Source organism: Aeromonas sp. HMWF016, assembly GCF_963878195.1.
Taxonomy (GTDB): Bacteria; Pseudomonadota; Gammaproteobacteria; order Enterobacterales; family Aeromonadaceae; genus Aeromonas; species Aeromonas lacus.
This window is the reverse complement of sequence record NZ_CAWNWX010000065.1, coordinates 1-9,391: the sequence shown is the minus strand read 5'-3', so window position 1 is coordinate 9,391 and position 9,391 is coordinate 1. Positions and strand designations below refer to the sequence as shown.

At 60.6% G+C, this 9,391-nt stretch carries 7 protein-coding genes; 1 reads left to right on the top strand and 6 read right to left on the bottom strand.

All coding sequences use genetic code 11. The features are described 5' to 3' along the window. Positions 1-673, top strand: a 673-nt coding sequence (locus AACS24_RS21910) for a putative 4-mercaptohistidine N1-methyltransferase (protein ID WP_258223167.1), incomplete at its 5' end; no start/stop codon positions are given. 79 nt (positions 674-752) lie between these two features. Here AACS24_RS21910 and AACS24_RS09340 read toward each other — a convergent pair. The 6 genes from AACS24_RS09340 to ebgA form a co-directional block, all read right to left on the bottom strand. Continuing rightward, entirely contained in the window at positions 753-1,703 is a 951-nt protein-coding gene (locus AACS24_RS09340; RefSeq protein ID WP_058056266.1) for a bile acid:sodium symporter family protein, read from the bottom strand. A gap of 295 nt (positions 1,704-1,998) precedes the next feature. Beyond that, complete coding sequence (locus AACS24_RS09335; RefSeq protein ID WP_108573318.1) at positions 1,999-3,444, bottom strand: amino acid permease; 1,446 nt, start codon at positions 3,442-3,444, stop codon at positions 1,999-2,001. Between the two features lie 166 nt (positions 3,445-3,610). Continuing rightward, positions 3,611-3,949: a tRNA-binding protein gene (locus tag AACS24_RS09330; protein WP_005342042.1), complete on the bottom strand. Its 339-nt coding sequence runs from the start codon at positions 3,947-3,949 to the stop codon at positions 3,611-3,613. Positions 3,950-4,025: 76 nt separating this feature from the next. Continuing rightward, on the bottom strand, positions 4,026-5,471 hold the full coding sequence (locus AACS24_RS09325; RefSeq protein ID WP_106553610.1) for an amino acid permease: 1,446 nt from the start codon (positions 5,469-5,471) through the stop codon (positions 4,026-4,028). 103 nt (positions 5,472-5,574) lie between these two features. Then, on the bottom strand, positions 5,575-6,030 hold the full coding sequence (locus AACS24_RS09320) for a beta-galactosidase subunit beta (RefSeq protein WP_108573316.1): 456 nt from the start codon (positions 6,028-6,030) through the stop codon (positions 5,575-5,577). Further along, the gene (gene ebgA / locus AACS24_RS09315; RefSeq protein WP_108573314.1) at positions 6,027-9,101 is read right to left on the bottom strand and encodes a beta-galactosidase subunit alpha; all 3,075 of its coding nucleotides are present in this window, start codon (positions 9,099-9,101) and stop codon (positions 6,027-6,029) included. Before ebgA ends, AACS24_RS09320 begins: the two co-directional genes overlap by 4 nt. Positions 9,102-9,391: the final 290 nt, after the last annotated feature.

Here is a 9,391-nt window from a genome sequence, read left to right as displayed (position 1 = left end):
CTTCGGGGTAGCCAACTACGCCAAGACGCTTGCTGATCTTGCTGGCGAGCTCTGCAGCAACCACCAGCGGGCGCTGGATATCGGCTGCGCCACCGGCCGCGCCAGTTTCGAACTGGCCCGCCACTTCAAGCATGTGGACGGGGTCGACTACTCGGCCCGCTTCATCGATGTGGCGCTGGCCCTCGCCAGTCAGGACAGTTTCCGCTACGCCATTCCGCTGGAGGGTGAACTGGTGGAGTATTGCGAGGCGCGCCTGTCGAGCCACGGGCTGGGGGCGACTCAGGCTGAGCGCATCCACTTCAGTCAGGGGGATGCCTGCAACCTCAAGCCCAAATATGACCACTACGATCTGGTGCTCGCCTCCAACCTGATCGACCGGCTGCGGGAGCCCGCCCGCTTCCTGCGGGACATAGCTCCCCGGCTGCGCAGCGGTGGCCTGCTGGTGCTCACCAGCCCCTATACCTGGCTGGCGGAATATACCCCACCCGCCAACTGGCTCGGCGGCATTCGCGAAAACGGCGAGGCGCTCACCACCTATCAGGCGCTGCAACGGCTGCTGGCGGCGGAGTTCGAGGAGCACTGCCCGCCGCGGGATGTGCCCTTCGTCATCCGCGAGACCGCCCGCAAATACCAGCACACGGTGGCGCAGCTCACCGTCTGGCGCAAACGCTAGCACGCCGGTCGGCATGCAGATGAGAAGAGGGAGGCCAACGGGCCTCCCTCTTGTTATGGCAATAAAAACGGCGCGAGTATCAATGCCCCTGCTCGTGATAGCGGCGCGCCAGCACGGCGCAGACCATCAGCTGGATCTGGTGGAAGATCATCAGCGGCAGCACCATCACCCCGACGCTGGCGGCGGGGAACATGACGTTGGCCATCGGCACCCCGTTGGCCAGACTCTTTTTCGAGCCGCAGAAGACGATGGTGATCTCGTCCGCCTTGTCGAAGCCGAGGCGGCGGCTGATCCAGACGTTCCAGCAGAGCACCAGCGCCAGCAATACGCAGCTCAGCAGCACGATACTGGCCAGATCGTACCAACCTACCTGATGCCAAATCCCCTGCACCACCGCCTCGCTGAAGGCGACGTAGACCACCAGCAGAATGGAGCTCTGATCCAGCTTGCCGATGAGCGGGCGATGGCTATCGACCCAGCGACCGATCAGCGGGCGCGACAGGTGGCCCACCACGAACGGCAGCATCAGCTGCATCATGATGGACTGAATGGAGTGCCAGGTGTCGATCCCCTCCCCCTGTACGTGGATCATCATCCCCACCAGCACCGGCGAGAGAAAGATACCGAGGATGCTGGAGGCCGAGGCGCTGCACACCGCCGCCGACACATTGCCCCCCGCCATCGAGGTAAAGGCGATGGCCGACTGCACGGTGGCTGGCAAAGCGCAGAGATAGAGGAAGCCGAGGTAGATAGCCGGGCTCAGCCAGCTCGGTACCAGCGGAGTGAGCAGCAGCCCCAGCAGCGGAAACAGCACGAAGGTGCTGAGCATCACCACCAGATGAAGCCGCCAGTGGCCGAGGCCTGCCAGCAGGTTCTGGCGCGACAGCTTGGCGCCATGCATGAAGAACAGGAGCGCCACCGCCAGCTTGGTCAGCAGACCGAACCAGACAGCCACCTGCCCCTCGCAGGGAAAGAGGGAGGCCAGAGTGACCACCGCAATCAGCACAACAGTAAAGGGATCCAGACGCACGAAAGGTCTCCATCAGAAGGGCATCCTGCAGCCATGGCGACAGTCAGGATTGGGGAGGACAAGAAACAGAGCGGGAGATGTCTGGCACCTCCCGCTAAAGCGAACCTCCAGCTTACCCCGATAACGGAGAGGCGCAAAGTTGAGCGGCGAATAATTGTTCATCAATGCTTAACGCCTTCGCCATATCGAGTAGCGAAAGTTGACGATAAAGCGGCCCTGACAGCTCCCAAACGGCTAAAAATGGATAAAAAAACGGGCGACCAAGGCCGCCCGTTCCGCTTTTTCACTCAGCCGATCAGCGCTGGCTGGCCAGCTTGCCGTTGCCGCCTTTCTTCTCATTGCCGGCGAGCTTGCGGGCCTGCCGCTTCTCGAAGCGGGAGATCCACCAGTAGGCCAGCGCCGAGAAGACCGCGGTCATGAAGACGTTGATGAAGAAGGCGCGCACCAGATCCACCCCGCTCGGGAAGGCGGAGGCACTCATGCTCACCACGAAGATGGCGATCAGCACCGACACCACGCCCATCCCGAATTTACGCGATCCCATGCGGAAGTCGCGCGGGGTGTCGTCATGTTTCCAGCGGAACACGAAGTAGGCCACCATGATGAAGATCGGCGGCAGCATGGCAGTCCCAGCAGTGAGGTTGATGGCGGTGTTCATCATCTGCTGTACCGACTCGGAGCCGAAGCCGTTGACCACCAGCATCGCGAACACGAAGACAAACTGCCACCAGGCGGCGCGCACCGGTACGCCGTGCTCGTTGAGCTGGGTGGTCTTCTCGCCGTAGACCCCCTGCGGGATCTCGGAGAAGTGGATCTTCACCGGCGCCGAGGTCCACATCATCATGGAGCCGAACATGGCGATGAACAGCACCACGCCGACGAAGCGGCCCACCAGCGCCTCGGAGAGCCCGAAATACTGCGCCATGCCGGTGAAGATCTCCACCATGCCGCCGGCATAGGTGAGGCTCTCGCGCGGCACGAACACGTTCACCAAAAGGGAACCGACCGCGTACATGGCACCGATGACGATACCCGCACTGATGATCACCTTGATAAAGGACTTCTGGCCGCCCTTCACGTCATTGAGGTAGGCCGCCGCCGTCTCGGCACCGCCCGCCGCCTGGAAGATCCAGCACATGATACCCAGCGTCGCCCAGTTGACGGTGGGAGTCATCGCCTCCAGCGTGATGGGCTGGGCCGGCACATGATCGCCACTCAGAGCCATCAGGGCACCCAGCACATAGATGGCGAACAGGGCGAAGACGCCGTAGGCCACTATTTCGGCAATCTTGCCGAGCCAGCTCGCCCCCTTGGTGGAGATATGGGTCGCCGCCGCAAACAGCACGATGGAGATGATCGAGGTGACGGTCGGCGAGAAGCTGTACTCATAGCCCAGCATGGCGTAGGAGGCGTAGGCGATGACGTTGGGCTGCAGGGAGACGAACCAGAACAGGTTCACGAACCAGTAGAGAAACGAGCCCAGATAGGCCATCCGGGTGCCGAGCGGTTTTTTAAGCCAGTCGTACATCCCCGACTCGGAGTTTTTATTGGCCGAGACGAATTCGGCGATGATGAAGACGAACGGGATGAAGTAGACGATGGTCGCCAGCAGGAAGATGGGGGCAGAGCTGAGCCCCAGCTCGATGTTGTTGTTGACGATGTTGCGCACGTTGAACACGGCGGCAAAGGTCATCGACAACAGGGCAAACTTGCCTATGGTGCCGCGTACGGATTCAGACATAGTGTCCTCCAATGGACTCGCGTTCCCTGCGGGGAACGCTGTGACTCTGTGATGTGTTCGGCAAGGGTCTGTCGGCCCCGCGCTTTACTCTCTTGTTATGGTCGGGCCGCGTGCACGGCCTCGTTGGTGAACCGGTGCAGTCTCCCGCACCGGCTCGCAATACCATTCAGACGATCGGGGTGCCCGGCGCCATCGGCACCCGCGGCTGCAACAGTACGCTCTGGCTCTCGTCCGGGGTCTCGGCGCAGAGCAACATGCACTCGGATCGCTCACCGCGCATCTTGGTGGGCTTGAGGTTGGTCAGTACCACCACCTCGCTGCCCATCAGCTCCTCTTCGCTGTAGTAAGGCACCAGACTGGTGACGGTCTGCAGCGGCCGCTCGCCACCCACGTCGATCTGGACGATGTAGAGTTTGTCGGCCCCGGGGTGACGCACCACCTCCAGTACCTTGCCCACCTTCATCTCGACCCGTTTGAATTCGGCAAACTCGATCGTCTCGCTCATTCTCTTTTCCTTTTCTGGTTCAACGGTTTGCGGGTGGCCAACGGCCACCCGATTTGATTGGAATTCAATGCAGTGGCTATGGCGTCTGCATGGCAACCTGCGCTGTCGGCTGGGCCTCTTTCGCACGCGCTTCGGCACTGAGGGAGGCCTCGTATCTGTTGTATTTCCACCAGGCGAAGCCGAGGAAGATCACGATCCCGCCGACGTTGTAGAAGATGATGGTCATGATGTCGGCTCCGGTCGGGAAGGTGGAGGCGAGGAAGCCCACCGAGAAGATGGCGATCAACACCGAGACCACGGCGATGCCGGTAGTGCGCGAACCCATCTTGAACTCCCGCGGCAGGTGGTCGAGCTTCAGGCGCAGATTGAGGTAGGCCAGCATGATGAACAGCGGCGGCAGCATGGAAGCGGCGGCGGTCATGTTGATGACGGTGTTCATCAGATCCTGAGCGGTGTTGGAGCCCAGAGTCGGGATCACCATCAGCGGCAGCACGATGAGGTACTGGATCCAGGCTGCACGGGCGGGCACGCCGTTCTCGTTGAGCTCGACCGTCTTCTTGCCGAAGATGCCGGCCGGGATCTCGGAGAAGAAGATCTTCACCGGGGTCGCCGTCCACATCAGCAGGGAGCCGAACATGGCGGTAAAGGAGACCAGCCCGACGAAGCGGTTCATCAGGATCTCCGGCAAACCGAAGTAGGCCGCCAGCCCCTCGAACACCTGCACCGAGCCGCCGGTATATTTCAGGGTGTCGCTGTGGACAAAGACGTTGATCAACAGCGATGCGATGGAGTAGAGCACGCCGATGAAGATCCCGGCGACGATGATCACCTTCACGAAGGACTTGGAGCCCCCTTTCACGTCATTGACGTAGACCGCCACCGACTCGGCGCCACCGGCCGCCATAAAGATCCAGGTGGTGATGCCGAGGAAGGCCCAGCTGAAATCGGGGATCATCGCCTCTACCGTGATGGGGTCAGCCGGTTGCACGCCGCCCACCAGTGCCGCACCTGCCAGCAGGATGTAGGAGAGGGTCAGCAGCAGCATCAGGGACGAGGTCACCGAGGTGATGGGGCCGAGCATCTTGGCACCGTTGGTGGAGACATAGGTGGCAAAGGCAAACAGCACCATGCTCAATGCCGTGGTCGCCACCGGGGTGAGAATGTACTCGTAGCCGAGGAAGGCATAGGAGGCGTAGGCGATGACCCGCGGCAGCAAGGAGGTGAAGAAAAACAGGTTCACGAACCAGTAGGTGTAGGCGGAGATAAAGGCCCAGCGCCCGCCGAGGGAGCTCTTCACCCAGGCATAAACCCCCGCTTCGGAGTTCTTATTCAGTGACACAAATTCCGCAATGATCAGGCAGAACGGAATGAAGTAAAAAATGGTGGCCAGAAAGAACATCGGGGCGGATGCCAGACCGATCTCGATGTTGTTGTTGATGACGTTGTTGAAGCTGAATACCGCCGCGAAGGTGAGCGACAGCAGACCAAACTTGCCTATCGTATTGCGTTTGGAATCAGACATGGTGCATCTCCAGACCTGTAGTTATTGCAACGAAAGGGCGGGGCATGGGTTGTAGGGTGAGCCCCGCCCTTCCGGCTTTTATCAGTGCAGAACCGGCGGCTTGTTATTTGTTCTTGAAGTAGCCGCCTTCGACAGTGACCTTGATGATCAGCTTGCGTACCGGCGCATCGCCGACAAACCGGTAAGCCTCGTCGTTCTCGAAGATCACCACCTGACCATTGCCGACTTTCTGGCGCTCACGCACCTCGCCAGCCAGCCACTCGCGGTCGGTGGTGTCGTCATAAGCCTGCTCGACCGCCAGCTCGCTCTTGGCTGTCCACTCCACCGTCTCTTCCCCTTCCAGGTAGTAGTGGACGTCGAAGTAACGGCGCTGCCCCTCGAACAGTGAGGTGGCCGGGCTGGCCCCCTCCTGCAAGCGATAGGTGAGGGAGTCACCGATGGAGTGGCAGATACCTGGCTTGAGATTGGCCAGGTTGTTGATGGCCTCCACGCAGCGGCCCCACTTCTTGCCCTCCCGGTAGATGTTTTTGAACAGTGTCAGGTTGTCCAGGGTGATCATGCGAGGTTCCTCCCGCCGTTGATGGTGAGATCGAGCCCGGCCAGCACAGCCGGATTGAGGTTGCCGCGAGCGATGGGCAGCAGGGTCAGGCCGAAGCTGAACGGCTCGAAGCGCACCCGCCAGGAGTCCAGCACCTCGGAGCCCCAGGAGTTGGAGCCCAGCCCCAGCACCTTGTGATCCAGATTGAGGGTGAGATAACCGCTCGGCTCCAGCTCGTTGATGTGCTGCGCCGCGTGGATATGCTCCCAGCTGTAGGGCCAGACGCTCAGGTTGATGGGGGCATCGGGTCGCACGTAGAGACCGGCGCCGTGGCGGTTGGTCAGGGTCGCCCAGCGCACCTGCTGGCGGTTGCCGTTGTCCTGCGGGAAGGGGTAGTGCTCCCACATCTCGCCGACTGTGCTGTTGAAGCTGTCGATCCAGTTGCTCTGGCGGCTGTCCTGATAGTTCTCGCCCGGCCCCATGCCGTAGTAGTGCACCCGGTCGAGATCCTGACGAATGCCCAGCTCGAAGCCGATCTTGGGGATGATGTCGTCATAGCCGCCGTAGGACTGGCCGGACAGTGCCACGTGCAGCTGACCGTTCGGGCTCAGGGTGTAGACGTAGCGGCAGCGCATGCCGAAGTCGAACACCGGCGGCGCGATCAGGCTCTCCACCGTCACCTCGACCGCCTCGCCCAGCTGGCGCCAGCTCAGGGTGCGGAAGTGCTCCTGCATGATCTGCAGGTGGTTCGGGTGCCACAGGCTCTCGTACTCCTGCTTGTGGTTGTCGATCATCGGCTTGAAGAAGGTGAGGCGCGGCGCCCGCTCGATGAGCTCGATACCATCCTGCTGCCAGCTCACCAGCTTGCCGTCGAGGCGAGAGAAGCGCAGGGCGAAGCCGCTACCGCTTAAGACAAGCGCGAGGCGCTCGTCGGCAATCTGCAACGCCGTGGCATTGGGATTGGCAAAGGGCTGCAGTTGGCGAGTCGATGCCTTCAGCTGGAACTGGTACTGGCCCAGCTCGTGCTCCGCCGCGCTGTAACGGGTGGCGGTGGCCTTGATGACCCGCAGCTGGACGAAGGTTTCCCGCCCATCGAGGGATGGCAGTTCGAGTTGCAACTCGGTGGTGGCACCGGGAGCCACCCCTTCCAACCGGATTTGCTGGCTGGCCAGCAGTTCGCCCTCGGCCTTCACTTCGACCAGCAGACGGATGTCATCCAGATTGGAGAACCAGTAGCGGTTTTCCACCGCCAGCTTGCCGCTCGCCAGATCCAGCGCGCGCACCTTGACCGGGCAGATCACCTGCTTGTATTCGCGCAGGCCCGGCCCAGGGGTCTGATCCGGATAGATGAGGCCATCCATGCAGAAGTTGTAGTTGTTGGGGTAGTCGCCGTAGTCGCCGCCGTACTTGTAGACGGGGCGCCCCTGCTCGTCCTGATCCAGAATGCCGTGATCGCACCACTCCCAGATGTAGTGACCCTGAATGTGGGGATGACGGTCAAACACCTGCTGATATTCGCTGAGGCCACCCGGGCCATTGCCCATGGCGTGGGCGTATTCGCAGAGAATGCGCGGCTTCTCCATCGGGAACTCGCCGAAGCAGTTCATCTGGGAGACGCGGGAATACATGGTACTGACCACATCCACCACCTCGGCATCGCGATCCTCTTCGTAGTGCACCAGCCGGGTCGGGTCGATCGCCTTGCAGCGCTGGTACATGGCTCTGATGTTGCGGCCGTAGCCGGACTCGTTGCCGAGCGACCAGATGATGATGGAGGGATGGTTCTTCTGGGCGTGCACGTGGCGCTCGATGCGATCCACGAACACCGGCTCCCAGAAGGGGTCGTCGGTGATGCGGCTGAGATCGCCGACGTTGGCAAAACCGTGGGTCTCCACGTCGGTCTCCGCCATCACGAACAGACCGTACTGGTCGCACAGCTCGTAGAAGCGCGGGTCGTTCGGGTAGTGGGCGGTACGTACCGAGTTGAGGTTGTGCTGCTTCATCAGCACGATGTCGCGTTCAACACGATCCATGCCGACCGCGCGGCTCTTGAGGTGGTCGTTGTCGTGGCGGTTCACCCCGTGCAGCTTGAGGTAGTGGCCGTTGACGTAGAAGAGCCCATCTTTGACCTTGATTTCACGCACCCCGACTCGCTGCGGGATCACTTCCAGCAGCTCGCCCTGACCGTTGTAGAGGGAGAGTTGCAGCTGATAGAGGTAAGGATCTTCGGCGCTCCAGAGATGGGGGTTGGCCAGATCCAGCGTGAAGCGGCAATCACACTTGCCGTCGATGGCGAGATGGTCGAGCGAGCCACTGGCGATCTCGCTGCCCTGATCCAGCAGCGACCAGACCAGACGGTGATCACGGGCGGACGCCCCCAGATTTTCCAGCTGAATGTCGCAGCTCAGGGTGGCACTTTGATTGTCATCGGCCAGCGTGGTGCGGATGAAGAAGTCCTGCACATGGGCGGCCGGTTTGCCCACCAGGTAGACGTCGCGGAAAATCCCCGCCATCCACCACATGTCCTGATCTTCGATATAGGTGGAGTCAGCCCACTGCATCACCCGCACAGACAGCAAGTTCTCGCCAACCTTGGCGTAGGCGCTGATATCGAACTCGGCGGTGAGGCGGCTCCCCTTGCTGAAGCCCACGTAGTGGCCGTTCACATAGACCTCGAAGTAGGTCTCCACCCCGTCAAACTTGATGATCACCTGCTCGCCGTCCCAGGCCGGGCTCAGCGTGAAGCTGCGCTGATAGGCGCCGGTGGGGTTGTTGGTCGGCACGAAGGGCACGTCGATGGGGAAGGGAAAACCTTCGTCGGTGTACTGCAGATTGCCATGCCCTTCCATCTGCCACATGTTGGGCACGGTGATCTGGCCCCACTCGCGCATGGGGCTGTGATAGAAGGCTTCCGGCACCTGCAGAGGGTGATCGAAGTAGTGGAACTGCCACTGACCGCTAAGGCTCAGAAAACGGCGGCTCAGCTCGCGCTGCATGGTAGCCGCCAGCGCGTGGTCGGCATAAGAGAAGAAGTAGGCGCGCGGAGCCAGCCTGTTTTCACCAACGAATTGAACGTTTTCCCAGTTATTCACATGTCCTCCCGGAACAAGGCAACTTTGACTGGGTAAACTTTAGATAAACATTTACTAAATATCAGTTCGGGATTGGTAAAGTTTTAACCTGATCACAATGAACAGATGGTTTTGTGAGCGAGATCAGAAGCGGGAGATAAAGGAAGGAAAGATATGGATGAGTGGCATGGATGTTGATAGTAGCTGGCTGATATGCAATAAAATCAACTATAAAACAATATGATATGAAGTTGTTGGATGATATGGGAAAGAGGTTTGCTTGGGAGAGGTGTCGCACCACCGCAAGATGG